This window comes from Streptomyces sp. NPDC051963 (assembly GCF_044593495.1).
In the GTDB taxonomy this organism is placed as follows: Bacteria; Actinomycetota; Actinomycetes; order Streptomycetales; family Streptomycetaceae; genus Streptomyces.
The window spans coordinates 80,668-104,897 of the sequence record NZ_JBIUCC010000012.1 but is presented as its reverse complement, the minus strand read 5'-3'; the positions used below and the strand labels follow the sequence as shown (position 1 = coordinate 104,897).

At 71.0% G+C, this 24,230-nt stretch carries 18 protein-coding genes; 14 read left to right on the top strand and 4 right to left on the bottom strand.

The window, feature by feature from the left end; all coding sequences use genetic code 11:
* Positions 1–361 precede the first annotated feature (361 nt).
* The 4 genes from ACIHFB_RS40640 (at position 362) to ACIHFB_RS40625 (ending at position 4,360) form a co-directional block, all read left to right on the top strand.
* Positions 362–1,312: a hypothetical protein gene (locus tag ACIHFB_RS40640; RefSeq protein ID WP_365285010.1), complete on the top strand. Its 951-nt coding sequence runs from the start codon at positions 362–364 to the stop codon at positions 1,310–1,312.
* 76 nt (positions 1,313–1,388) lie between these two features.
* Positions 1,389–2,930 (top strand): APC family permease, encoded by a 1,542-nt coding sequence (locus tag ACIHFB_RS40635; RefSeq protein WP_365285012.1) that lies wholly within the window; start codon positions 1,389–1,391, stop codon positions 2,928–2,930.
* Positions 2,931–3,021: 91 nt separating this feature from the next.
* Positions 3,022–3,756 carry a molybdopterin-dependent oxidoreductase gene (locus ACIHFB_RS40630; protein WP_365285014.1) on the top strand — a complete coding sequence of 245 codons (735 nt, stop codon included), beginning with the start codon at positions 3,022–3,024 and terminating at the stop codon, positions 3,754–3,756.
* Positions 3,740–4,360, top strand: a complete 621-nt coding sequence (locus tag ACIHFB_RS40625; RefSeq protein ID WP_365285016.1) for a cytochrome b/b6 domain-containing protein — start codon at positions 3,740–3,742, stop codon at positions 4,358–4,360. Before ACIHFB_RS40630 ends, ACIHFB_RS40625 begins: the two co-directional genes overlap by 17 nt.
* A 10-nt stretch (positions 4,361–4,370) precedes the next feature.
* Here ACIHFB_RS40625 and ACIHFB_RS40620 read toward each other — a convergent pair whose 3' ends face one another.
* The 3 genes from ACIHFB_RS40620 to ACIHFB_RS40610 all read right to left on the bottom strand — a co-directional run bounded on the left by ACIHFB_RS40620 (position 4,371) and on the right by ACIHFB_RS40610 (position 7,751).
* Positions 4,371–5,492, bottom strand: a complete 1,122-nt coding sequence (locus ACIHFB_RS40620; RefSeq protein ID WP_400129517.1) for a hypothetical protein — start codon at positions 5,490–5,492, stop codon at positions 4,371–4,373.
* 287 nt (positions 5,493–5,779) lie between these two features.
* The gene (locus ACIHFB_RS40615) at positions 5,780–7,177 is read right to left on the bottom strand and encodes a GntP family permease (protein WP_400129516.1); all 1,398 of its coding nucleotides are present in this window, start codon (positions 7,175–7,177) and stop codon (positions 5,780–5,782) included.
* A gap of 46 nt (positions 7,178–7,223) precedes the next feature.
* A complete protein-coding gene (locus ACIHFB_RS40610) occupies positions 7,224–7,751 on the bottom strand; it encodes a gluconokinase (RefSeq protein ID WP_400129515.1) in 528 nt (175 codons plus the stop codon).
* Between the two features lie 162 nt (positions 7,752–7,913).
* Between ACIHFB_RS40610 and ACIHFB_RS40605 the strand changes: the two genes are divergently transcribed.
* On the top strand, positions 7,914–8,615 hold the full coding sequence (locus ACIHFB_RS40605) for a FadR/GntR family transcriptional regulator (RefSeq protein WP_365285022.1): 702 nt from the start codon (positions 7,914–7,916) through the stop codon (positions 8,613–8,615).
* Positions 8,616–8,621: 6 nt separating this feature from the next.
* Here the strand turns inward: ACIHFB_RS40605 and ACIHFB_RS40600 are convergent, their stop codons facing one another.
* Positions 8,622–9,044 carry a YchJ family protein gene (locus tag ACIHFB_RS40600; RefSeq protein WP_400129514.1) on the bottom strand — a complete coding sequence of 141 codons (423 nt, stop codon included), beginning with the start codon at positions 9,042–9,044 and terminating at the stop codon, positions 8,622–8,624.
* A 370-nt stretch (positions 9,045–9,414) separates the two neighbouring features.
* Between ACIHFB_RS40600 and ACIHFB_RS40595 the strand changes: the two genes are divergently transcribed.
* The 9 genes from ACIHFB_RS40595 to ACIHFB_RS40555 all read left to right on the top strand — a co-directional run bounded on the left by ACIHFB_RS40595 (position 9,415) and on the right by ACIHFB_RS40555 (position 24,223).
* A complete protein-coding gene (locus ACIHFB_RS40595; RefSeq protein ID WP_400129513.1) occupies positions 9,415–11,280 on the top strand; it encodes a phage tail sheath family protein in 1,866 nt (621 codons plus the stop codon).
* A 20-nt stretch (positions 11,281–11,300) separates the two neighbouring features.
* Positions 11,301–11,825 carry a phage tail protein gene (locus ACIHFB_RS40590; RefSeq protein WP_004003113.1) on the top strand — a complete coding sequence of 175 codons (525 nt, stop codon included), beginning with the start codon at positions 11,301–11,303 and terminating at the stop codon, positions 11,823–11,825.
* Positions 11,826–11,845: 20 nt separating this feature from the next.
* A complete protein-coding gene (locus ACIHFB_RS40585) occupies positions 11,846–12,574 on the top strand; it encodes a hypothetical protein (protein ID WP_400129512.1) in 729 nt (242 codons plus the stop codon).
* On the top strand, positions 12,567–13,304 hold the full coding sequence (locus ACIHFB_RS40580) for a hypothetical protein (protein WP_400129511.1): 738 nt from the start codon (positions 12,567–12,569) through the stop codon (positions 13,302–13,304). Before ACIHFB_RS40585 ends, ACIHFB_RS40580 begins: the two co-directional genes overlap by 8 nt.
* Positions 13,305–13,377: 73 nt before the next feature.
* On the top strand, positions 13,378–14,202 hold the full coding sequence (locus ACIHFB_RS40575; RefSeq protein ID WP_365285033.1) for a DUF4255 domain-containing protein: 825 nt from the start codon (positions 13,378–13,380) through the stop codon (positions 14,200–14,202).
* A gap of 22 nt (positions 14,203–14,224) precedes the next feature.
* Positions 14,225–16,195, top strand: a complete 1,971-nt coding sequence (locus ACIHFB_RS40570) for an ATP-binding protein (RefSeq protein ID WP_400129510.1) — start codon at positions 14,225–14,227, stop codon at positions 16,193–16,195.
* Positions 16,186–16,491, top strand: a complete 306-nt coding sequence (locus ACIHFB_RS40565) for a hypothetical protein (protein WP_365285037.1) — start codon at positions 16,186–16,188, stop codon at positions 16,489–16,491. Before ACIHFB_RS40570 ends, ACIHFB_RS40565 begins: the two co-directional genes overlap by 10 nt.
* Positions 16,488–23,003, top strand: coding sequence for a DUF4157 domain-containing protein (locus tag ACIHFB_RS40560; RefSeq protein WP_400129509.1), 6,516 nt, complete (start codon positions 16,488–16,490; stop codon positions 23,001–23,003). Before ACIHFB_RS40565 ends, ACIHFB_RS40560 begins: the two co-directional genes overlap by 4 nt.
* Entirely contained in the window at positions 23,000–24,223 is a 1,224-nt protein-coding gene (locus tag ACIHFB_RS40555; RefSeq protein WP_400129508.1) for a hypothetical protein, read from the top strand. The genes ACIHFB_RS40560 and ACIHFB_RS40555 overlap by 4 nt, the downstream gene beginning before the upstream one ends.
* Positions 24,224–24,230 lie beyond the last annotated feature (7 nt).

Genomic DNA, 24,230 nt, shown 5'->3' with positions numbered 1-24,230 from the left:
GGGCGGTCGCACAACCGTCTCGCCATGGTCCGATGCCTCGACGGGCGACGCTATGGCGTGCGTCACAGTCAAGGGGTGCGAGGTGGTGATCATGCGGCGGTTTCTGTTGATCGGTAAACCACAAGTGTCCCTTCCGTAACGAGAGTTGACGCGTGTAAGAGTTGTGCGGGCCTTGACGTCATCCGTTGGCTGGGGGTTTGCTGTGCGTGATCACTCGATGGCAAGCCGACATCACTCCGCGGTGAGCCGACATCACTCAGTGGCAAGCCGACACCACCCACTCGCAAGCCGAACCCGAGACCGACGACAAGCCGCGCTGAGGCGAGCCGAGCCGATACGAGCGCGTGAGGAAGTTCCCGCGGTGCCCCCACCTCCGCCACCCCTCGGCCGCGCCCGAAGGCGCGCTGCCCAGGCCTTCGACGCGGCCCTGGACGACGCCGAACTCGCGGTGGCCCGCGCCGCGTTGGCCCAAGGGCGCTGGCAGGCCGTCCGCTCGCTGCTCGCACACACGGGCGACGACTTCGACAGCCGCGGCCACCGGGTCACCGTCCTCGCCCAGGAGCCCTACAGCGCCGCCTGGTCCCGCGACTGGCTGCTCGCCGAACCCGACTCCGCCGACGCCTGCGTCCTGCTGGCCCTGTCACTGGTCCAGAGTGCGCTGCGGGGCAAGGACAAGCCGGTCCGCGCCCGTGAGGCCTGCCACTCCGCCGCCGCGCTCGCGCCCGGCGACCCCACGCCGTGGCTCGGGCTGCTCATGCTGGAGCGCCGCTTCGGCACCGAGGAGGAGGCGCTCCGGCTGTTCGGCGAGATCCGCGGCCGATACGCCGATCACCACCACGCCCACCATCTGATGGTCGCCCTGCTCGCCGAGCGCCGCGCCGCCGAGGGACCCGACCCGCTGCACGAGGTCTACGAATTCGCCGCCCACTGCGCCGAGCAGGCCCCCGCCGACTCTCCGCTGGCGATCCTCCCGGTCGTCGCGCATGCCGAGCGGTACCGCGCGCTGGCCGCCGCCGGTCATGTGCCCGCCGACCCGGCCGCCTCGGGGCACTGGTCCGGGCGCCGGGCCCGGCAGGTGATGAAGGCCGCCTTCGACTGGTGGCTGGAGTGGGAGCAGGAGGGCCATCCACGCCGTCTGGTCGATCTGAACTTCCTCGCCCACGCCAAGGTCTGCGAAGGTCGAGGCGCCGAGGCCGCCGCCCTGTTCCACCGCATCGGCGAGCACGCCACCCCCGACCCGTGGTCGTATCCGGACCGCGACCCGCACGCCGCCTTCCGAGCCGCCCGCGCCACCGCGCTCGGCACGGCGTGATGCCTGCACAGCCCCATGTATCGCCCCACGTTTCGCCCCATGAGTCACTGAGTCCCTACCAGGAAGGACGGCCCCGATGACGACGGGCAGTTCGCACACGAGCACCGCCCCCGACGGCGGCATCAGCACCTTCAAGGGGCAGGAACGCGCCCTGCGCGCCGACCGCCTCGGCACCGGCGGCCTGCTGCTCTCCGTCCTCGCCGCGACCGCCCCTCTCATGGTCGTTGCGGGTGTCATGCCCACCACATTCGCAGTGATCGGCATCGTCGGACAGCCGCTGCTCTTCGTCGTGCTCGGCGCGGTGCTCGTCCTCTTCGGCATCGGATACGCCGAGATGAGCCGCCACGTCCACAACGCGGGCGCCTTCTACGCCTATATCTCCCGCGGCCTCGGCGGCACCGCCGGAGCGGCCGCCGCCCTGGTCGCCCTCGTCGCCTACAACGCCCTCCAGGTCGGCATCTACGGAATCTTCGGCTTCGAGGTCTCCGGCCTCTTCGCCACCTACGCCGAGATCGAGATCGCCTGGTGGATACCGGCGCTGGTGGCCGTGGCCGTCGTCGGGGCGCTGGGCTGGCTGAAGATCGACGTCAACGCGCGCGTGCTCGGCGTGCTGCTGATCGTCGAGGTGGCCCTGGTCGTCGTCTTCGACATCGCGGCCGTCGCCGACCCGGCGGCCGAGGGGCTGTCCCTGCACGCCTTCAACCCGGACACGCTCAGCGGCGCCGGAGTCGGCACCGCCCTCTGCTTCTGCATCGCGGCCTTCCTCGGCTTCGAGCAGGCGCCCGTGTACGCGGAGGAGACCAGCAGGCCGCACGTCCTCGTCCCGCGCGTGATGTTCCTCGCCGTCGGCGGCGTCGCCGTCTTCTTCGCGCTGAGCAGCTGGGCCCTCACCGTCGCCGCAGGGCCGTCCGCGATCGTCGGCGCGTCCCGCGAGCAGAGCGCCGGACTGCTGTTCTTCCTCACCGAGGAACGGCTGGGCGGCACCTTCACCGACGTCCTGCACGTCCTGTTCGTGACCGGCATGTTCGCGGCGATGCTCAGCTTCCACAACGTCGTCGCCCGCTACGCCTTCGCCATGGGCCGCGAGGGCCTGCTGCCCGCCGCCTTCGGCCGCACCACCGGCACCAGCGGCGCCCCCGGCACCGGATCGCTGCTCCAGACCGCGGTGGCCGCCGTGCTCGTCATCGCCTTCGCGATTGCCGACGACAAGCCGTCCGGTGACCCGACCGCACCCGTCCTGCACCTGTTCACCTGGTTCGGCAACATCGGCGCCCTCGGTGTGATCGTGCTGATGGCGCTGGCCTCCCTCTCGGTGGTCGTCTTCTTCGCCCGGCGCGGCGCCGCCGGCACCCAGGCCTGGCGGCTGGTCACCTCCGCACTGGCCGGGATCGCCCTGCTCGTGATCGCCGTCTACACGGTCAAGGACTTCGACGTCCTGGTCGGCGCCGGCCCCGACTCGGCCCTCAGCTGGCTGCTCCCCGGCATCATCGGCGCCGCCCTCGTCATCGGCCTGGTCCAGGGCCTGCTACTGCGCTCGCGCGCCCCCGAGACCCACGCCCGCATAGGCCTCGGCAACGAGGCGTTCCAGTTGGACAAGGCGGCGGAGGCCACCGACTGAGCCGTACCGGAACGTAAGAAGTGATTACGGAACTCTGACGAGCACCCGCGATCCCTGGCCCCGCAGGGCCCGCGGGTGCTCGAATGAATGAGTGAAACCCGAACCGTCCGAACAGCCTGAGGAACGCGGCAAGCCGATCGGCCGACGCGTCCTCCTCGGCACCCTCGGCCTGGGCGCCCTCGGCGTGGTCGCCGCGCCCGGCCTGCAACGCGGCCTGGAGTCCTTCCTCGGCAGCGCGGCCGACAAGGACCCCACCGGCCTGACCGGTCTGCTCCCGAACGGTGGCGGCTTCCGCTACTACTCGGTCGCGTCCTCCGTACCCCACAAGGACGCCGGGAACTACCGCCTCACCATCGACGGCCTGGTCGACCGCCCGAAGACCTACACCCTGGCCGACCTGCGGGCCCTGCCGCAGACCAGGATGGTCAAGGACGTGCAGTGCGTCACCGGCTGGCGCGTCCCGGACACACCCTTCGAGGGGGTGCGCCTGTCCCGGCTGCTGGACGCCGCGGGAGTGCGCTCCACGGCCGGGGCGGTCCGCTTCAGCTGCTTCGACGGCACATACACGGAGAGCCTCACCCTCGACCAGGCCCGCCGCGCGGACGTCCTGGTCGCCCTGCGCATGCAGGACAAGGACCTGGGCCACTCCCACGGCGGCCCGGTCCGCCTGTACGTCGCCCCCATGTACTTCTACAAGTCGGCCAAGTGGCTCTCCGGCATCACCCTCACCGACGAGGTGAAGCCCGGCTACTGGGAGGAGCGCGGCTACGACGTCGACGCCTGGGTCGGCCGCTCGAACGGACGCGACGATGAGCCTACGAGCTGAGGCGCCCCCCACCGCACGGGTCCGCCGGTTCAGCCGGGCCGAACGGTGGGTGCACCGACTGACCGCCGCGCTGATGGGCGTGTGCGTGGTGACGGCGGCCTGTCTCTACCTCCCCCAGCTCGCCGAACTCGTCGGCCGCCGTGAACTGGTGGTCCGTATCCACGAGTGGGCCGGACTCGCCCTTCCGGTCCCGGTGCTGGCCGGTCTCGTCTCCCGTGCCTTCCGCGCCGACCTGCGCTTCCTGAACCGCTTCGGGCCGCACGACCGGGTCTGGCTGCGCGCGGCACTGCATCGCGACAAGCGGACGTCGGCCCGCCCGGCGGGCAAGTTCAACGCCGGGCAGAAGGTCTACGCCGCCTGGATCTCGGGTGCCACGCTGGTGATGCTCGGCACCGGCCTGATCATGTGGTTCACCCACCTCACCCCGCTGATGTGGCGTACCAGCGCGACCTTCGTCCACGACTGGCTCGCGCTCACCATCGGCATCGTCCTCGCCGGCCACATCGGTATGGCGCTGGGGGATCCGGAGGCCCGGCGCGGTCTGCGCACGGGGTCGGTGTCGCGGGAGTGGGCGGACCGGGAGCACCCCCTCTGGCGTCCGTGAAGGCGGTCGCTCACCGGGAAGGGCCGGTCGAGGGGGTATTCGGTGACTCGACCGGTGAAGGACTGGCGGAGCTGCCGGGCGCGACGAGGGTGAAGGCGTCGTCCAGCCTCGCCGTCCCGCCGTACGTGATGCTCACGGCGGCGCTCTGCGGATAGGTGCCCGACAGCGGAACCGGGACGACGACGTCGAAGGTCAGCCGGTCGCGCGGCTCGGCCCCGTGGTCCTGCCGCACGGCGGGGAGCGCGGGCGCTCCGGCCACGGTCACCGCCCCCAGCCCGCCGAGGAGTTCCGCCTTGTCGAAATAGAGGCCGCCGACCTGGACGGTGATCGTGTCACCGGGCTTGGCCTCGCCGTCCCCGCCCACGTCCACGGAGACGATCCGGAAGTCGCAGACGTCGCTGCCGCCCGCGGCGGACGGCGTCAACCGCACGGTGGTGGACGGGTGTTGCCGGTGGAACCGCAGGACTCCGCCGAGTACGGCGTGGGCGGCGCGTGCCTTGCAGCCGGTGAGCCTGCCCTGGAGCGCGGCGTAGTCCGCGGCCGCCGTGTCCCAGTCGCCGCCCTGGCCCTGGACGGCCCTGCACACCTCGGCCAGTGCGCGGACCACGCGCCAGTCGTCGTCCGGTGGATCGGCCGGGATCAGCGCGGCGGTGGCCCCGCACCTGTCGGGGTGTTCACCGAGCGCGTCGTAGACACTCTCCGGGTCGGCGGTCCGGTCGGTGTCGGGCGACGTCGGCCCCGAGGACAGCCAGCGGGGACCGGCCACCGGCCCGCCCCCGCCGCCGAAGCCGCCGCTCCCGCCCGAGCCACCGGAGCCACCGGAGCCACCCGATTCGCTTGAACTCCCGGACCCACCGGACCCGTTGGTCCCCGCGGAACCGTCCATCCCACCGGTCGCGCTGCCACCGCCGCCCCCGCCGTCGGGCCGCAGCATCGGCGTGTTCCCGACCGGCCCGCTCGCCCCACCCTCGCCCCGACCGCCGCCCGACACCCCGCCCGAGATACTCGTGCCCCCACCACCCGAGCCGCCCGCGGCGTCGTTCCCGTCGCCGCCGCACGCCGCGGCCGTGGCGATCGCCACTGCTCCGGCGATCAACAGCGCGGATATGCGCGCCCCGAGTGATATCGCCATGCCGCCCCCGATGCCATCAGCACCGGGCGTGGCTCAGTGGGCCGGAGCTCCGGTGGTTCTTCCCATGATGGGACGCGCGCCCGCTCCCGGGAAGCGGGCACAGCCAGGCTGCGAGAGTTGGTGCAAACCGGTACTCAAGAGGTGAAGTGGAACATTCTCCTGGGCGAGGACCGCGTGTCCCGGCAGACGTTGCGCCGCCCGGCCGGCCCCCGCAGGGCGTGGTCGGGCGGCGCAACGGCCGTATGGGCTACCGGGCATGAGACCTCATCCCGGAGGTCACCCCATGCCTAGATGATCAGGGACAGCAGCAGGACGAAGCCGCCCGCGACCACCGAGATGATCGTCTCCATGACCGACCAGGTCTTGATGGTCTGGCCGACGTCGAGGCCGAAGTACTCCTTCACCAGCCAGAATCCGGCGTCGTTGACATGGCTGAAGAAGAGCGAGCCGGCGCCGATGGCGAGGACGAGCAGGGCGGTCTCGCCGGTCGACATGCCGGCGGCGAGCGGGGCGACCAGGCCGGCCGCCGAGACCGTCGCCACCGTCGCCGAGCCGGTCGCCAGCCGGATCGCCACCGCGATCAGCCAGGCCAGCAACAGGGCCGGGATCGACCAGTCCTCGGAGATCTCCAGGATCATCTGGCCCACGCCGGAGTCGATCAGCGTCTGCTTGAAGCCGCCGCCCGCGCCGACGATCAGCAGGATGCCCGCGATGGGCGCGAGGCCCTTCTCGACGAGCCCCGAGACCCGCTCGTTGCCGAAGCCGGCCGGCCGCAGCAGGGTGAAGATGCCCACGAGCACGGAGGCGAGCAGGGCGATGAGCGGGGAGCCGATGACGTCGAAGACGCGCTGCGTGGTGTGCTCGGGGTCGTCGATGACGATGTCGACGAGCGCCTTGGACAGCATCAGGACGACCGGCAGCAGGATGGTGGCGAGCGTCGCGCCGAAGCCCGGGCGCTTCTGAAGTTCCTCGGAGGCGCGCTGCGGGACCATCCGGTCCGGGGCCTGGACGTCCACCCAGCGGGCGGCGACCTTCGAGAACAGCGGCCCGGCGATGATCACCGTCGGGATGGCGACCAGGACACCGAGCGCCAGCGTGACACCCAGGTTGGCCTTGACCGCGTCGATCGCGACCAGCGGGCCGGGGTGCGGCGGCACCAGGCCGTGCATCACGGACAGACCCGCGAGCGCCGGGATGCCGATGCGCATCAGGGAGTAGTTGCCGCGCTTGGCGACCATCAGCACCACCGGGATCAGCAGGACGACGCCGACCTCGAAGAACAGCGGCAGGCCGATCACCGAGGCGATCAGCACCATCGCCCACGGCATCGAACGGCCGCTGGCCTTGGCGAGGATCGTGTCGACGATCTCATCGGCGCCGCCGGAGTCGGCGAGCATCTTGCCGAGGATCGCACCCAGCGCGATCAGCACACCCACGCCCGCGACCGTGGTCCCGAGCCCGGTGGTGAAGCTCACGATCACCTTGTCCAGCGGCGCCCCGGCGAACGCGCCGAGGGCCAGCGAGCCGATGGTCAGGGACAGGAAGGCGTGCAGCTTGAACTTGGTGATGAGCAGGACGATGACGGCGATGCCCGCCAGGACGGCTATGCCCAGCTGAGCGTGGCCGGCCGAGGTGATGGGCTCGACGGTGTCCGCTGCCAGCACCTCGACATTGAGTCTGGTCACGGGGGTTCCCTTGCAGGTACGGGGGATGGGGAAAGTGCGTGGGGGGTTACGGGGTCGGCTCGGGGAGAGCCGTGAGAGCGGTCACGGCCCGCTCGGTGATCTCCTCGGGACTGCCGGAGACATCGACCGCGACGCCCGCCTCGTCCGACTGGAGCGGCTGGAGGGTGGCGAACTGGGAGTCCAGGAGCGCCGTCGGCATGAAGTGCCCCTGGCGGTGCACCATCCGCTCCTCGATGAGGGCGCGGTCGCCGGTGAGGTGCACGAAGACGACACCGGGGGCCGCGGCCCGCAGCCGGTCGCGGTACGACCGCTTCAGCGCGGAGCTGCTGACCACCCCGCCGAGCCCCGCCCGCCCGTGCGCCCAGGCGCCGATGGCGTCCAGCCACGGCCACCGGTCCTCGTCGGTGAGCGGGGTGCCGGCCGACATCTTGGCGATGTTGGCCGGCGGGTGGAAGTCGTCGCCCTCGGCGTACGGGACGCCGAGGCGGGCGGCGAGCAGAGGACCGATGGTGGTCTTGCCCGTGCCCGCGACGCCCATGACCACGACGACATGGGGGGTACGCAGTTGCTGCATCGTGCTCTCACTGTCTGCTGCTGTCTTCGTCGACGGCCGCCGCTGTCTCCGTCGACACCTGATGTCGACAGAACTGAAACCCATTAGGTAAGACGAATTCAAGAGTCTGTGACATATAAGTCTGACTTTTTGTTCCCGTGACGTGGCCCGTACTCTGAGTGCATGAGCACACCGGGTCGAGGGCTGCACGGCCGTGTACTGGACACCCTCGGCCCCGCGATCACCGCCGGGGAGTACCCGCCGGGCAGCGTCCTACGCACGGACGAGCTGGCCCAGCAGTTCGAGGTGTCGCGCTCCGTGATGCGCGAGGCCGTCCGCGTCCTCGAATCCATGCACCTGGTCGAGTCCCGCCGCCGCGTGGGCGTCACGGTCCGCCCCAAGGCCGAGTGGAATGTCTACGACCCTCAGGTCATCCGCTGGCGGCTGGCCGGCGCCGACCGCCCCCAGCAACTGCGTTCGCTCACCGTGCTGCGCTCGGCGATCGAACCGGTCGCCGCGGGTCTGGCCGCCAAGTTCGCCACCGCCGACCAGTGCGCCGAACTCACCGAGTGCGCCCTGGGTATGGTCGCCCACTCCAAGGGCCATCAGCTGGAGGGTTACCTCCGTCACGACGTGGCCTTCCACCGGGTGATCCTCAACGCCTCCGGCAACGAGATGTTCGCGCGCCTCGGGGACGTCGTCGCCGAGGTCCTCACCGGCCGCACCCAGCACGAGGTCATGTTCGAGGACCCCGACCCGGCCGCCGTGACCCTGCACGTCCAGGTCGCGGAGGCGGTCCGCGCGGGCGACGCGGCGCGCGCCGAGCACCTCACCCGGGAGATCACCGAGGGCGCGCTCCAGGAGCTGGACATCCTCGCTCCGTAGCGCGGTTCAGTCGAGGAACTCCCCGTCGACGTACACCCACGCCCCCGCCACCCGCTCGAACCGGCTCCGCTCGTGCAGCGACCCGCCCCGGAACGACGCGCGGAAGGTCACGGTCCCGGTGGAGTGGAACGCCGACCCCTCGTCGGTGCCGAGGATCTCCAGCCCCGTCCACTTCATCGCCGGATCGAGGTCGATGTGCGCGGGCCGGGTGCGCGGATGCCAGGTGCGCATCAGATACGCCTCGTCCCGTTTCGTAAAAGCGCTGTAACGCGAGCGCATCAGGGCCTCGGCGGTCGGTGCCGTCGCGTCACCCCGGTGAAACCGGCCACAGCACTTCTCGTACGTCTCCGCAAGACCGCACGGGCAGGAAAGGGGGCGCGCGGCGGAGGAAGTGCGCTGTTGCCGGTGAGCCGGGTTGCGTCGGGACATGCCTCCATTCTGCTGGAACGCCGGCTGTGGAGATGCCGTGGATCACCTGTCCCGACACGCGCACATGATGTGCGAGTCGTGTTCGGCGTCCTTCATCGAAACTCCTTCAGAGCTGGCGTGAACACGCCTTGCTTCAGCAACTGCGCACTCACCAAGGTGGGTTGAGCACTTGAGCATCAGGAGTCACAAGCGAGCTGCTTGGCCCGGACGGCCGTCCGCCCGGGAACTGACGGGGGAAAACTGATGCGGTGTCCGTGGACCGGTTGCGTCGTCTCGCGCCCGGGGGCCTCCGCGTGCGCCGGAACAGATCTCACCCTCTGCCGCCTCTTGGTGCCTTTCACCTGGTGCCTGAGAAGGGATAGGAGGGGGAATGCCGACGAATGCAGTGAGCGCCGCCAGGCCGACGTACCCGGGCGTCTACGTCGAAGAGCTTCCCAGCAGCAACCGCACGGTCTCCGCCGTGACCACCTCGGTGACCGCGTTCGTGGGTCACACGCGGCGTGGTCCGCTGAACGAGCCGGTGCGGATCACCGGCTTCGCCGAGTTCGAGCGCCGCTTCGGGGGCCTCAGCTCGCAGAGCGCCGTCGCGTACGCGGTGCACCAGTTCTTCGGCAACGGCGGCACGGTCGCCGTGATCGTCAGGGTCGCGAAGGCGGGCAGCGGCAAGGCCGCATGCGTCGTGCTGGAGTCCACCGAGGGCCACAGCGAGTCCCGGGTGCTCGAAGTCCACGCCAAGGAACCCGGCGTGTGGGGCAACGGCCTGCGCGTCGCCGTCGACTACGACACGCCTCACCCCGACGAGACCTTCAACCTGCGGGTGTACGACGCCAAGGGCGACGCCCGCGAGAGCTTCACCGGCCTGTCCATGGACACCTCGCACGGCCGGTACGCGCCGACCGTGATCAACGCCGGCTCGCGGCTCATCCGCGTCGAGGCCGTCGGCGAGGGCCGCCCCGATCCGTCCGGCACCGTCTCCAAGCCGTTCGGCGACGAACTGCCCGACCTGGCCGTCGACCTGACCGTCAAGATCGGCGACGTGGAGCGCGAGTTCACGCTCTACGACCCCGACTGCGACGGCGAAGCCCCGTGCACCGTCGCCGAGTTGGCGCTGCTGCTCGAACGCAAGCTGCGGGCCCTGCCCGACGCCCCCGGCAAGCACGCCTTCGCGGGCGCCGAGGTCACCGCGTTCGGCCGCCGCATCCAGGTCGTCGCCGGCTCCACGGACCCCGAGGACGTCGTCCGCTTCCTCGGCGAGTGCGCCAACGACCTGGGCCTGGAGGCCTCGGTCAACCCGCCGGTGTTCCCGCTGGAGGGCGGCGAGGACGGGGAGGCTCCCGGACCGCGCGACCTCATCGGCTCCGAGGCCGACAAGACCGGCATCCAGGCGCTGCGCGGCGTGGCCGACGTCAATCTGCTGGCGCTGCCCGAGCTGGCGGCGTACGAGAACACCGAGGACATGGTCACCGTCGTCTCGGCGGCCCAGCGGCTGTGCCAGGAGCGGCGGATCTTCCTGCTGGTCGATGCGCCGAGCACCTGGGTCAGCGTGGACGGCGCCCGAGCCGGGCTCGCCGCCTTCGACGCCGTCCGCGGCAACCACGCCGGTGTGTACTTCCCGCACCTGCAGATCACCGACCCGCTCACCGGGCGGCTGCGCGCCTTCCCGCCGTCCGGCGCCGTCGCCGGCGTCATCGCGCGCACCGACGCCGAGCGCGGCGTGTGGAAGGCACCGGCCGGCACCGAGGCACGGCTCGCGGGCGTGCGCTCGCTCACGGTCGACCTGACCGACCGCGAGACCGGGCTGCTCAACCCGCTCGGCGTCAACTGCCTGCGCACCTTCCCGCTGACCGGCCCGACGGTGTGGGGCGCGCGCACGCTGGAGGGCTCCGACGCGCTGGACAGCGAGTGGAAGTACGTCCCCGTGCGGCGGCTCGCGCTGCACGTGGAGGAAAGCCTCCAACGCGGCCTCCAGTGGGTCGTGTTCGAGCCCAACGACGAGTCCCTGTGGCAGCAGATCCGCCTCAGCGCCTCCTCGTACCTGCACACGCTGTTCCGCCAGGGCGCCTTCAAGGGGAGCACGCCGCGCGAGGCGTACTTCGTCAAGTGCGACCACGAGACCACCACCGACGAGGACATCGCCAACGGCGTCGTCAACGTCCTGGTGGGCATCGCGCCGGTCCGGCCGGCCGAGTTCGTGATCGTCAGGATCCAGCAGACGTCCGGGCAGTTCGAGCTCTAAGGAATCCCGAGGACATTTCGATGGCAGAGTTCACGGTCAACGCCCATCGTTTCGACCCGTACAAGAACTTCAAGTTCCTGGTCCTCTGGGACGGTCGTACGGTCGCGGGCATCAGCAAGATCAGTCCGCTCAAGCGGACCACGGAGGTCGTCAAGCACCGGCACGGCGGCGACCCCTCGTCACCGCGCAAGTCGCCGGGCCGCTCGGAGTTCGAGGGCATCACCCTGGAGCGCGGGGTCACCCACGACCCCGAGTTCGACCGCTGGGCCAACAAGGTCTGGCAGGTCGGCGCGGGCCTCGGCTCGGAGGTGTCCCTCGCGGACTTCCGCAAGGACATCGTGATCCAGGTCCTCAACGAGGCCGGCCAGGTCGCCGTCTCGCACAAGCTGTACCGGACCTGGCCCAGCGAGTACCAGGTCCTCGGCGAACTCGACGCCAACGCCAACGCGGTGGCCATCCAGTCGCTGAAGCTCGAGTGCGAGGGCTGGGAGCGGGACTACGAGGTGCCCGAGCCGGAGGAGCCCTCGTTCCTCAACCCGGCCTGAGCGTCGAAGAGTTGGGGGACATGGTGATCACGGGGGCGGCCGAGCTGCTGGCCACCTGGGAGGCCGGGCTCGGCGCGGCGCCGACCGGGCGCGCGCTGCTGCTGCACGGCACCGCGCGCCCGGACCTCGACGCCGGGACGCTGCCACAGCTCCCGGTGGGCGCACGCGAGACGGACCTGTTCACGCTGCGCCGGGCGCTGTTCGGCGAGCGGATGCAGGTGCGCCTGGAGTGCTCGGCGTGCGGCGAGGACATGGAGTTCGACCTGGACGCCGCGGAGTTCTCGGCAAGTCTCGGCGGGCGCGAGGACTCCGTGGTGCGGGTCGCCGAGGACGGCTGGGAGGTCGAGTTCCGGCTGCCCGGCGTCGCCGACCTGACGGCGGCTGCCCGTGCCGCGGACCCGCGCGCCGCGCTGTTCGCGCGGTGCCTCGTCTCGGCCGCGTACGCCGGCCAGGTCCGGCCCGCCGACGCGCTGCCCGCGCCCGTGCAGCGCCGGATCGCCGAGGCGGTCGAGGCCGCGGACCCTGGGGCCGATGTCTCGCTCAACGTGGCCTGCCCCGAATGCGGGCAGGCCACCCGGGCGGAGCTGGACATCGCCTCCTACCTCTGGACCGAACTGGACGCCTGGGCACGGGACGTACTGCTCGACGTCCATCTGCTCGCCACCGCCTACGGCTGGAGCGAGCCGGAGATCCTGGCGCTCAGCCCGCTGCGGCGCCGCTACTACCTGGAGCTGTGTGCGGATGGATGACGCCGACGGGGCGCCGATCCCTGACTTCCTCGATCGGCTGATCGCCCGACACGCCGCCCCGGCCGCGACGCCGCGGCCGGGCGTGGTGCGGGTACAGCCCCGGCTGCCCGGTCCGTTCGAGCGGATCGAGGCGGTACGGGCCGGAGCGCCGGACCCGGACGGGACCGGCCCGCTGTGGCCCGCCCCGACGCCATCGGCCGTACCCCAGCGGGACGTTCCGCGCCCGGCACCGGCTCCGGCCGGACTGCGCACGGAGCGCGAGCGGACCGTCGTACGCACCGAACGGGTGCCCGCCGACCCGGTCGTGCGCAGCATTTCCCCGGCCGAGGCACCCCTGCTGCGGCCCGCCACGCCGGTCGCACCCGGGCCGCGGCCGGTGCCGGACGGCGCGCGTCGCTCCGCGGCCAGGGGGCGTTCGGACCGGGACGGGTCCCAGACCGCGGCGTCCGTACCCATCCCCCCGGGTACGGACGCCGCCCACCCCACCGCCGTGTCGGCCGCCCTGCGCCCCAGCGCGGCGGAGTCGGCCGCCGCCCGCGACGCCGTACGGCAGGCCGGGGCCCGGCGGCCCGGGCGGGCGGTCGAGCAGGTGGTGCAGGTGCAGATCGGGCGGCTCGAGGTGACGGCGTCGTCGTCGCCGACCGGCGGGCCCGGTCGGCGGACGGAGTCGGCGGCACGTCCGGGGGCGACCGTGAGCCTCGCGGAGTACCTGGCGCGGGGGCGCACATGACACGGACGAGCCATGACAGGGCGGGCCGGGACACAAGGGCCGGCCGGAGCAGAGGGACTGAGGAATCGACGCCATGAGCAACGCACTTGCCATCGCCCATGTCTCCGAGGCCCTCGCCCTGCTGATCGCCTCCCATCTGGGACCGGAGATCGACATGGCGGTCAAGGTCGAGCCGAGCAAGCCGCCCACCGAGCCGCCCTCCGAGCCCACCATCACGGTGTTCCTGTACCAGGTCACGCCCAACACCTCGCAACGCAACAACGACCTGCCGACGCGTGCGACCGACGGCACGCTGGTCCGCCGGCCGGCCGCCGCGCTCGACCTGCACTACGTGATCACCGCGTACGGCGAGGAACGCACCCTGGTCGGGCAGCGGCTGATCGGCTCCGTCGTGCGCACCCTGCACGAGATCCCGGTGCTCCCGGCCGACGTCATCGAACAAGCCGGTGAACGGCCGTACTTGGCGGGCAGCGATCTCGCCGAGGCGGCACAGCGGGTGCGGTTCACGCCGACCGTGATGGACGTCGACGAGACGTCGAAGCTGTGGGGGATGCTCCACCAAACCCCGTACGCGCTGTCCGTCGTCTACCAGGCCGCCCTCGTCTTCATCGAGGGCCGCGAGGCACCGGTCCCGGCGAAGCCGGCGGAGCGGACGGATGTACGCGTCCTGCCGTTCGGGGCGCCGGGGGCTCCGGTGCCGCCGGGTGCGTCACGTCCCGCGGAGGAGCCGGTGGAAACGGTGGAGGAGCCGGCCGAGGCGAAGCCTCCGGCGAAGGCCGTGGCGAAGGCCCCTGCCAAGTCCGCGGAGAAGCCTCCCGCGAAGACGCCCGCCAAGAGTGTCGCCAAGGCTCCGGCGCGGACGCGCAAACGGGCCGCCCGGCCGGACACGCAGAGCTGAAGCGCACAGGGAGGTGGGGGAGATGGGGGCAGACGAGGACATGGGTATGCACGAACAGGGCGCACCACTGATCGCCGAGATCCGTCGCGTCCTCTCCCGGATCGACGCCCATGCGAAGGGTGGGGGCGGAGGGGGCGAAAAAGCCGGTACGGCACCCACCACCGCCCCGGACGTGATCGACACCCCCGGTATCGCGCCCCTCGACGCCCTCAACACCTGCTTCGGGCTCACCGCCTTCGAGCGGGACCTCGTACTCCTCACCGCCGCACAGGAGTTGGAGCCCACGACCGCCGCACGCTGCGCCGCCGCCTGCGGTGACCCAGAACGGTCGTACCCCACCTTCTCGCTGGCGCTCGCCGCGCTCGGCGAACCGCACTGGAGCGCGCTCACACCCGTGGCGCCGCTACGGCGCTGGCAGATCGTCGAGCTGGACGACGCCTCCCGGCTCACGACCTCCCGGCTCCGGCTCGACGAACGCATCCTGCACTTCCTGCTGGACTCGCCCTACCTGGACGCCCGGCTGCACGGCCGTCTGCGCCGCGTCCCGGTGCCCGACGGACTGCCGTCCTCCTACGACCTGGCCGCGAGCCGGCTCGCGGCGGGCTGGACGACGGGAGCGACCCCCGGCGCACCGCCGCTCGTCGAGGTGACCGGCGGCGACATGCGCAGCCGGGCCGACATCGCCGCGGCCGCGGCCGCCCGCTGCGGTCTCGGGCTGTACGCGATGGGCGCCGAGGACATGCCCACCGACGCCGTCGAGCGGGACCGGCTCGCCCGGCTGTGGCAGCGCGAGGCCATCCTGCTGCCCGCCGCGCTGATCGTCGAGGTCGGCGAACTGGACCGCGACCAGCGGGCGGCCACCGACAACTTCCTGGCCGGGTCCGCCGTACCGGTCGTCGTGTCGAGCGAGGACCCGCTGCGCTCGGACCGCTCGCACGGCGGCGCCCGGGTGGCCGTGCCGCGACTGGACGACGAGGAGCAACTGGCGCTGTGGGCCCACGAGTTCGAGGGCATCGCCGACCTCGCCGAGAGTGAACTCCGCTCCCTGGTGGCCCAGTTCCAGCTGCCGCCGCACATCGTGCGCTCGGCGGCCGCGGCCGTACGCCGCGATCTGCCCGGCGAGGACGAGCTGGACGCGGCCGGGCTCGCCTGGCGTGCCGGTCTCGACGAGGCGCGGCTCGGGATGGACGAGCTCGGCCGCCGTATCGAGCCGGAAGCGGGCTGGGGCGACCTGGTCCTGCACGAACGCCAGACGAGCGTGCTGCGCGAGATCGTCGCGCATGTGCGGCAGCGGCCGACGGTCCACCAGGAGTGGGGCTTCGCGGGGACACTCCGCCGCGGCCTGGGCGTCACGGCGCTGTTCGCCGGCGGCTCGGGCACGGGCAAGACCCTGGCCGCCGAGGTCATGGCGCGCGAGCTGGGTCTGGACCTGTTCATCGTCGATCTGTCCCAGGTGGTCAGCAAGTACATCGGCGAGACCGAGAAGAACCTCCGCCGGGTGTTCGACGCCGCCGAACGCGGCGGTGCGCTGCTCCTGTTCGACGAGGCGGACGCCCTGTTCGGCAAGCGCAGCGAGGTGAAGGACAGCCACGACCGGTACGCCAACCTGGAGGTCAGCTATCTGCTGATGCGCATGGAGGCGTACCGCGGACTCGCGATCCTGACCACCAACATGAAGCAGGCCCTCGACACCGCGTTCCTGCGGCGCATCCGCTTCGTCGTCGACTTCCCGTTCCCGGCCGAGCACGAGCGCGCCGAGATCTGGCGCCGGGTCCTGCCGCCGCAGGCACCGACGAAGGACATCGACCCCGCACTGCTGGCACGGCTGACGGTCGCCGGCGGCTCCATCCGCAACATCGCGCTGTCCGGTGCCTTCCTCGCCGCCGAGGAGGGCGACCGGCTTCAGATGCGGCACATGCTGGCGGCCGCCCGCACCGAGTACCTGAAACTGGAACGCCCGCTGACACCCACGGAGGTGCGCGGATGGGTGTGAACCGGGAACCGGCGGCGGCGCGCGAACCGGCCGCGATCCGGGTGGAGATCGGCGAGCTCGTGCTCGACGGCTTCCGGGCGGACCCGGACCGGGTCTCCGCGGCCTTCGAGACGGAGCTGACCCGGCTGGTCCGGGAGCGGGGCGTGCCGCTTGCGGCCGACGGCCCGCTCAGCGTGGACGCCCTCTCGGGCCTCCCGCCGCTGCCCGCCGGCCTGTCCGCACGGCGCCTCGGCCAGGAACTGGCGCGCGCGGTGCACGAAGGTCTCAGCGGCTCGGGGGAGGTGACCCGGCCGTGAGCAACTCACAGACCCAGGACGCCCGTTCGGAGCAGGCGGAACAGCGCCGCCGCAAGCGCAAGGAGCGTGCGGCCTCCTCCCGTACGCCCGACCCGAAGAACATCGTCAGCGGCGCCGGCCACCCGCTCGACCCCGGCGTACGCCGTGACCTGGAGGAGCAGCTCGGCCACGACCTCAGCCGCGTACGTCTGCACACCGGCCGCGACGCCGGGCAGCTGACCGAGCTGCTCGGCGCCGACGCCGTCGCCGTCGGCCAGGACGTCTTCTTCCGCGAGGGCGCCTACCGTCCCGGGACCGCCGACGGCCGGCGCCTGCTGGCCCACGAACTGCTGCACACCGTCCAGAACCCGCACGGCCTCGGCGCGCTGCGCGCGGGGCGCGAACTCGGCGCGGTGAGCCTGCCGCAGGAGGCCATCGAGCGGGAGGCGGAGGGGGCTGCGCAGGCACTCGTACGACCCGAGACCGCCGAGGCCTCTTCGGTTCCGGAACTGGAGGAGGGCCAGGGCACCCCCGGCTGGCTGCGGTACGCCACCGTCGACGCCGACCGGATGCGGGCCGAGGCCATCGATCCGGCGACCCTCGTGGACCGGCTCGCGGGCGGTGTGCTGCGGTCCCTGCGCGGCGACCCGACCGACGCCTCCCACCGGGTGCGGCTCCAACTGGGCCGGATGTCCGACAGCTTGGCGGACCAGGTCGTCGACCGGCTGGAACAACGGCTGCTCAGCTCCGAGTACGAGCGCCTCCTCGACCTGTTCGCGGAGTCCGGCTCGACCGGACCCCTCGATCTGCAACCCTCCGACGTACCGCTGCCCGAGATCGACCTCTTCGCGGAGCTCGGCGTCGAACGCACCGCGTGGAAGCGGCAGGAGGAGACGCGCCGGGACTCGCAGGGCAAGCGCACCGACGACACCCGCGAGGAGCAGCGGGACGTCAAGGACCGCGACGAGAAGGCCGGTGCGCAACGCAGCCGGGCCCAGTCCGACGCGGCCACCGAGGACCAGGAGGCGGCACAGCGCAAGGACCAGGAGGACGAGCGGGCCGCCTCACGGCAGCGGGGCGAGGAGGAGCAGCGCCAGGAGGACGAGCAGGCCGCCACCGACCGCGAACGCGTCGACGAGGCAGCCGACCGGCGCACCGAGGGCGGGCAGGAAGGCGCCGAGCAGGCCAAGGAGGAACGCAAGGAACAGCGCGAGCGCGAGGAGGCCGACCCGCAGCAGGCGACCGCCCCCGGCGCCGACAAGCGCAGACGCCGTGACGAGCAGACCCAGCCGGCCGCCGGGTCCAAGCCGGAGGCGCTGGACCCGAAGGCCAAGGCGCAGCCCGGCCGCGTACGTCCCGAGAAGGTGGACGAACGGGCCGAGGAGCGGGACTCGGCGCTGTCCGAGCACGGCCTGCACGAGAAGGACGAGCACGAGGACGACGTCCGCGAGGAGGAGAAGCCGCTCGGGCTCGAAGCGGACGCGGACGACGAGGTCCGAGGCGGCGACGAGGCCGAGGGCAAGGGCCCGAAGGCCGAGCCCGAGCCGACGATCAAGCCCGAGGACCATCTGCCCGAGGCCGACCTCGACCTCAGTGCCGTACCCACCGCGGAACAGCTGAAGCCGGGCGCGGCGGAGCCCTCCGTACCCTCCTTCCCCACGCCCCCGCCGACAAAGGCGGAGAAGGTCGAGCGGGAGCGGGAGAAGGACGAGCAGGAGCGGGACGCCGACGACACGGCCGCGGCCGGGCCCGAGACCAAGGCTCCCGGGCAGGACGAAGGACCCGTCGAGGGAGAGGCGTCCCAGCCGGAGGGCGGGCCCGTCGCCCGCGGCGACGACCCCGCCGCCAAGGACCTTCAGGAGACCGAGAAGCCGCTCGACCAGGAGGTCGGCCCCGACCCGGCGACCGAGGACAAGGAAAAGCCGGAGCCCGAGGCCGAGAAGCCCGACCCCGCCCAGGAGCAGGAACAGCAGCAGACCAAGGAGCCGGGCGCCGACGAGGAGCCCCGCGAGGAGGACGAGCGGACCGACGCGGACGAGACGCGCGGGGCTGGGGCCGCCGCCGGACCCACAGGTGCGGCCGACGGCGCGCGTATGGCGGCTGGTACGCGGGCCGGCGCACCCTCGGTGAACCCCGCACTTGCTCCAGTGCGTAAGCCCGCCGGTGCCGCCACTCCCCGTACCCAGGTCGAGGACCGCAATCCGTCGCCGGCGGCCCGCCGTGACGCCGCGCCGCCCAAGCCCGACCGGGAGGCGCCCAAGGCCAAGTCGCAGGTGCCGCAGGACTCCGGGCCCGTGGCGGCGCCGCGCCAGCCGGTCGGCGGCGCCGAGAAGGCACCCGGGCCGACGGCCGCGGCCGGGCCCGGCGCCGCGCCGGGTGCAGGGCAGACCGGGGTCAGCCCGGCCGCCGAGCAGGCGCCGGGAGCGGAGCAGGCAGCGGCGCCGCAGCCCGAGGCGTCCCTGGAGAAGGACGGGGGCGGCTGCGCGCCGCCCGCGCCGGCTGCCGAACCCGAGGGCGGCGGCACATGCAGTGGCGGTGGTGGTGGTCAGGCCGCGCCCGAGGAGAAGCAGCAGGAGCCGCCGGACGTCTCCGGACAGGACCCGAAGGCCGCCGTCCAGACCGTGAGCAAGCTCGCGCCGGACCAGGCTGCCGCCGCCATGCCCGGTGTGGACCAGGCAGCGACCAAGAAGGTCGGCGAGGAGCAGCAGCGCCTGGACTCGGCGCCGCCCACGCGGGAGCGGCCCTCGGGTGCGCCACAGACCCGTTCGGCTCCGCCCGAGGCGGCGCCCGCGGCGGCCCAGGTCACCGGCAAGGTCGAGAAGCTCGGCCCGGAGGACCAGGGCGACAAGCAGAAGGCCAAGGGCAGCGACAAGGCCCAGGGCGAGAAGCCGAGCGCGCCCCCGCCGCCACCTCCCGCCGTGCCGACGGAGGGGCTCAGCGAGTCCGAGGCGCAGAGCGTGGAGGCCGCGGCCGACGCCGTGCCCACCCATGACCCCGCCCTGGAGAACAAGACGGTCGGCCCGGCACCGAAGATCCGTCTTGAGGGCGCCAGCGACCCGACCCGCACCGACGACCAGCAGGGTGCGCTGAAGGAGAAGCAGTCCGCGATCCAGTCGACCGGCCGTGACGACGCGGCCAAGCCGATGGGCGAGGACCAGATCTTCCCGAACGCGCCGCAGGAGCAGCTCACCGGCAACGCCGCCGGCGGCTCCGCCGGGGCCGGCAAGGGCGGTGGCCTGCGCGCCATGTCACCGCCCAAGGCCGGGGTCGGCAAGGTCGCCCAGGAGGAGAAGGGCGGCGAGATCAGCGGTGCCGCCGGACAGGCGCAGGGTGAACTCGCCGCCAAGGAGCAGGAGCACCGGCAGGGCGAACAGAAGGCCAAGCAGGAGAAGCAGACCGAGATCGACCGCGAGGTCGCCCAGAACACCGAGAAGCAGACCTCCGAACGGGGCAAGGTCGCCCGCGAGACCCAGAGCCGTCGCGAGGAGTGGCGGTCCGAGCAGGACAAGAAGATCGACGAGGCGGACACCAAGTCCGAGGACGAGCACGGCAAGAAGAACAAGGAGATCGTCAAGGCCCGCGACGACAAGGACAAGGAGGTCGGCGAGCGCAAGGACAAGGACAACGCGCAGATCGACACCGAGCGGGAGAACGCCGAGAAGGAGGCCGAGAAGAAGAAGGAGGAGGAGAAGCCCTCCGGAGGCTTCTTCGGCATGCTGGCCGACGCGGTCGGCGACTTCTTCAAGGGTCTGCTCGAGGCGGTCACCGCGGTGTTCGAGGCGGCGCGGGCCGCCGTCAACGGCATCATCGACCAGTTCAAGGAGTGGGCCAACGCGGCGATCGACTTCGTCCGCGACCTGGCCATCTCCGCGATCAACGCGCTCGCGGACGTCCTGATCGCGATCGGCGATGTGCTTCTCGCGGCCTTCCCGGAGCTGCGGGACAAGTTCCGCAAGGCGATCGAAGGGCTGCGGGACGCGGCCATCGCGACCGTCAACCAGCTCGCGGACGGCCTGAAGAAGGCGGTCAACGCCCTCCTGGACGCGCTCGCCGCCGGCCTCAACGCGCTGCTGACCGCCCTGGAGGCGGGCCTCAAGTTCGTCATCAAGGCCTACCAGGCGGTGATCGAGGGCGCGATCAAGTTCGCGCAGGCCGCGATCGAGGCGCTCGGCAAGTTCGCCGCGCTGATCGCGGACATCGCCCCCGACCCGGGCGGCTGGCTCTCCAAGGCGGGCTCGTCCGCCAAGTCCGGCATCACGGACCACCTCTGGGGCGCTATCAAGGTCGGCGTGAAGCGCTGGTTCGACACCAAGGTCGAGGGCATCCTCGGCCTCGGCAAGGCCGTCATCAACGTGCTCGTCAAGGGCTGCGTCTCCCTCAAGCAGATCGGCAAGATGGCCTGGGACGCCATCGTCGCCTCACTGCCGATGATGATCGCTTCGCTGGTGATCGAGAAGGTCGTCTCGATGCTGGTGCCTGCGGCCGGCGCGATCTTGACGATCGTCCAGGGCCTGATGGCGGCCTGGCAGAGCATCAGCTCCATCCTCACGGCCTTCTCGAAATTCTGGGCCTACCTGAAGGCGGTCAAGGCGGGCCCGGCGGCGTGCCTGTTCGCGGAGGCGGTGGCCGCAGGGATCGTGGCCCTGCTGGAATTCATCGCCAACTTCCTGATGATCCGCCTCTCTTCGGCGACCAAGGGCGTCGGCAAACGCCTCCAGGACATGTCCCAGAAGATCCTCAACGGCCTGAAGAAGACCGGCAAGGGCGCCAAGCAGGCTGCGGGCGACGCCGTGAACAACGCGCGCGGCGCGATGCGCAACGCGAACCAGAAGGTTGCGGCGCCGGGGGTGGCGGCTCCGAAGCCGAAGGGGGCGACGTCGCCTTCGGCGAAGGCGCCGGTGAAGCCCAAGGATGCGGCTACGCCCAAGGGGCCGGCGAAGGCGGATCCCGCGACGGCCAAGCCGAAGGACGGGGCGCCGCCGAAGCAGGAGACGCCAGCGAAGGACCGTACGCCGGACCGGGACCGTACGCCCGACTCGGACCGTACGCCGGACAGGGACCGCACGCAGGAGCCGACGAAGGACCGAACCTCCCACCGGGACCAGACACCCGCCGGGGGCAAGACCCCCGATGCCCCGACTCCCAAGAAGAAAAAGAAGGAGATCGAGGGCCCCAAGCCGACCAAGCCGAAGAAGCCCAAGTCTCCTGCGGGGAAGGCTCTCGCGAAGGCGAAGGGCGCGGTCAAGTCCGCCCTGAAGAAGGTCGGAAACGCGGCGAAGACGCTTGGCAACAAGCTGAAGAAGTCCAAGCTCGGCAAGTCCCTCAAGAACAGTGCGGCCAAGCTGCGCGATCAGTTCAAGAAGAAGAAGGACCGCCTGAGGGACGACAAGAAGCAGCAGCAGGACCACAAGAAGCAGCAGCAGGATCAGCGGCGCAAGGACGAGAAATCGAAGGAGTCCAAGTACGCTCGCCTCCAGAAGGCCGCGCTGCGTATCCGCCCCAAGCTCAGCAGCATCCTGGAACGCGGCATCAGGCGATCGGTCATGCGCGGCGTTCTCTCCGGAATGCGCCTCTGGTACCGCCTGTCAGGGCTGGACATGCAAGGCGCGAAGAAGGTCGAGTTCTCCGCGCGGCTCAACCCCGAGGAGAATGTCGGCGACGCAGTCGAGGTCACCTCGGGAGCGGACAGCGCCACCGAGCCACCACAGGGCACCGACTCGGCGGCCCGGCAGCAGGAGGAGCAGCGGTCCGTCGAGCGGCAGCGCGAGCAGTCCGCGACTCAGGAATCCCCCGGAATACCTGCCGCCCAGCGCGCACAGAACGTGCAGCAGTTGAACGCGAGCCTGGCCACGATCCTCGCTTACCCCTTCGTACCACATGCGCTCTACCGGCAGGCCGGCGAGGTGCAGAGCTACAAGGAAGCGGACGCTCGACGCAGGAAGGAGTTGAGGCATCGGAAGAAGAACGACCTGAAACCTCGACAGACTCAGGTGACCGCCGACCACATTCCCTCGGGTCGGGCCATTATCGCGCATCGCCAGCGGGAGTTCATTGAGGATAAGGCAAAGGAAGACAGGACTCTGCGGCGGCTGCTCGACGACGAGGCGGCCGGCGACATCGATGCGAGGGACCAGTCGAAGCTAGACAAGAAGCGACTGGAACTTCTCAGGGAGGAGGAGCTGCTCGCGAAGAATCAGGACGGCGCCGAAGAGCATCAGCGGAAGGCCAAGGAGGAGTACAACAAGGCACTGACCGTGATGGTGCCGGAAGATGCGGTGCACAAGAAGGGGCGCACCTGGGGCCACAAGAACAAGCCGGAGCAGTACGAGCGTGACGCCCTGAATCTGACTCGCGCGGCAAAGTTCGATTTTCAGCACTATTTGAATTATCTCTCCACGCCGCCCCAGGTGCTCACCAAAGCCTATGTGGCTCACTTTACGCGGCACTACAAACGGCTCGTGGAAGAAGGGGTCATCGACTACTCTCGTGGAATCGACATGATGTTCTTGCACTACTGGGGGAAGGCGAAATGAGTTCCAGCGAAGAAATCCGGAGGATCTACACCGACCCCCGTCTCCCCGGCCCCAGGAAGCGGGATCGGATCTTCGCGTACCTCTACGCACTGGAGGAGCACGGCGTGCCCGTCGCTGTCGAGGCACTGATCGCGGCCGACGAACGGTACCTCGCCGGGTACCTCGCGCAGTATCTGGAGTTGACGCCCGGCTACGCCGAGCAGAAGACCCGGGCCGCGGAGGCGCTCAGGGAGCACGAGGAACTCGTCCGCTCCGCGGCACGACTAGTCCCCTGGCTTCCCGAGAAGACCCTCCACGGACTCATCGACGACTACCTCGCCGCGGGCGACCCCGACGCCCCTGTGGCCAGTGTCATCTACAACATCGGCACCTTTCGTCCCGAGCTGCTGCGGCCCGTCGCCGACCAGATCCACGATGACGACATCCAGCTGGGCCTGCTTTCCGGAGCCCCCGACCACGAGGCCCAGCAGCTGCTCGACCAGTGGGAGGTCACCAAGGATCCGCACCACCTGGTCCAGTTGGCCTTCATGCGTACCCCGTTCGCCTCTCAAGCCCTGCTCGGCGTCCGGGACGAGTTCGACGGCTCTCCGGAGTGGCAGACCTTGCTGGAACTCTCGGGTGCTCTGCCTGACTCGTCCCTGCCGGCCGGTCACTCCCCCGCGTACATGGGGTTCGTCGCCGAACACGGCAGGAGCCCGCACCAGGTCGCCCTGCCCATGTCGGGCGAGGTGCCGGTGTGTCATCTGTGCGAGACACCTGCCGGGCACCTATTGACCCTGTCAGCGAAGGACCTCCCCTACGAACTGACAGCAGACCCGACGTTCTACTGGTACACCTGCGGCTGCGAAGACATCGGATCGACCACTGTGCGGACAGAGCCGGGAAGGACCACGGTCTACTACGGTCCACAAGGTCTCGCCGACCCTGACTTCAGTTTCGCGGGGGGCGCGCGGTCCCTCGTCCTGGAGCTCCACCCCAATCAGGTGGGCGTGACCACCCGGGGGTTGACCGGGCAGCCCCCGCATCAAGTGGGCGGACTGCCGCAATGGGTCAGGCCGGAAATTCACCCTCGCTGCCCCGAATGCTCGGGAGTCATGCGTTTCCTCGCCTTCATGAACAGCGCCCAAATGCCTTTCGGGCGACAGCTCAAGCTGGGCGGAATCGTCTACTGCTTCTGGTGCGACGACTGCCATGTCTCGAGCACGAAGGTCCAGAGCTGAACGCAGA

Excerpts from the sequence above, each read along its gene's own strand:
- ACIHFB_RS40635 (WP_365285012.1), top strand. The coding sequence starts at position 1,389 with ATGACGACGGGCAGTTCGCACACGAGCACCGCCCCCGACGGCGGCATC.
- ACIHFB_RS40625 (WP_365285016.1), top strand. The coding sequence starts at position 3,740 with ATGAGCCTACGAGCTGAGGCGCCCCCCACCGCACGGGTCCGCCGGTTC.
- ACIHFB_RS40620 (WP_400129517.1), bottom strand. The coding sequence starts at position 5,492 with ATGGCGATATCACTCGGGGCGCGCATATCCGCGCTGTTGATCGCCGGA.
- ACIHFB_RS40610 (WP_400129515.1), bottom strand. The coding sequence starts at position 7,751 with ATGCAGCAACTGCGTACCCCCCATGTCGTCGTGGTCATGGGCGTCGCG.
- ACIHFB_RS40605 (WP_365285022.1), top strand. The coding sequence starts at position 7,914 with ATGAGCACACCGGGTCGAGGGCTGCACGGCCGTGTACTGGACACCCTC.
- ACIHFB_RS40600 (WP_400129514.1), bottom strand. The coding sequence starts at position 9,044 with ATGTCCCGACGCAACCCGGCTCACCGGCAACAGCGCACTTCCTCCGCC.
- ACIHFB_RS40595 (WP_400129513.1), top strand. The coding sequence starts at position 9,415 with ATGCCGACGAATGCAGTGAGCGCCGCCAGGCCGACGTACCCGGGCGTC.
- ACIHFB_RS40590 (WP_004003113.1), top strand. The coding sequence starts at position 11,301 with ATGGCAGAGTTCACGGTCAACGCCCATCGTTTCGACCCGTACAAGAAC.
- ACIHFB_RS40585 (WP_400129512.1), top strand. The coding sequence starts at position 11,846 with ATGGTGATCACGGGGGCGGCCGAGCTGCTGGCCACCTGGGAGGCCGGG.
- ACIHFB_RS40580 (WP_400129511.1), top strand. The coding sequence starts at position 12,567 with ATGGATGACGCCGACGGGGCGCCGATCCCTGACTTCCTCGATCGGCTG.
- ACIHFB_RS40575 (WP_365285033.1), top strand. The coding sequence starts at position 13,378 with ATGAGCAACGCACTTGCCATCGCCCATGTCTCCGAGGCCCTCGCCCTG.
- ACIHFB_RS40570 (WP_400129510.1), top strand. The coding sequence starts at position 14,225 with ATGGGGGCAGACGAGGACATGGGTATGCACGAACAGGGCGCACCACTG.
- ACIHFB_RS40565 (WP_365285037.1), top strand. The coding sequence starts at position 16,186 with ATGGGTGTGAACCGGGAACCGGCGGCGGCGCGCGAACCGGCCGCGATC.
- ACIHFB_RS40555 (WP_400129508.1), top strand. The coding sequence starts at position 23,000 with ATGAGTTCCAGCGAAGAAATCCGGAGGATCTACACCGACCCCCGTCTC.